The 350-nt window shown below is 64.3% G+C and carries 1 protein-coding gene; it reads left to right on the top strand.

Annotated elements, in window-relative coordinates; all coding sequences use genetic code 11:
* Positions 1-39: 39 nt before the first annotated feature.
* Positions 40-350, top strand: a 311-nt coding sequence (locus AC1D0P_RS32870) for a thiamine pyrophosphate-dependent enzyme (protein WP_477680543.1), incomplete at its 3' end; no start/stop codon positions are given.

The raw sequence follows: 350 nt of genomic DNA, 5'->3' as shown, positions 1-350 counted from the left end.
GTGCCGGAGGCAGGGGCGGTCCGACGGCCGCCGGTGAATGTGTCCGCTGACGAGATACGCGACCTGGCCTACTCCATCGTCCGGGTTATCGATGACGAGGGAAAAGCGGTCGGTCCATGGAACGGCGGCCTCACCGACGAGCAGCTTCTCATCGGCCTCCGGCATATGATGAAGCTGCGCGCCTTCGACGCCAGGATGCTGCTGGCGCAGCGGCAAGGAAAGACGTCATTCTACGTCGTCCATCTCGGCGAAGAGGCTGTCGCCTGCGCGGCCAGGATGGCGCTCCGGGATGGCGACATGAATTTCCCGACCTATCGGCAAGCTGGCCTTCTGATCGCGTCCGGCTATCC

This window comes from Polaromonas sp. P1_G2 (assembly GCF_056405515.1).
Note: the sequence above shows the minus strand (reverse complement) of the source record. Positions and strands in the feature narration are given on the sequence as shown.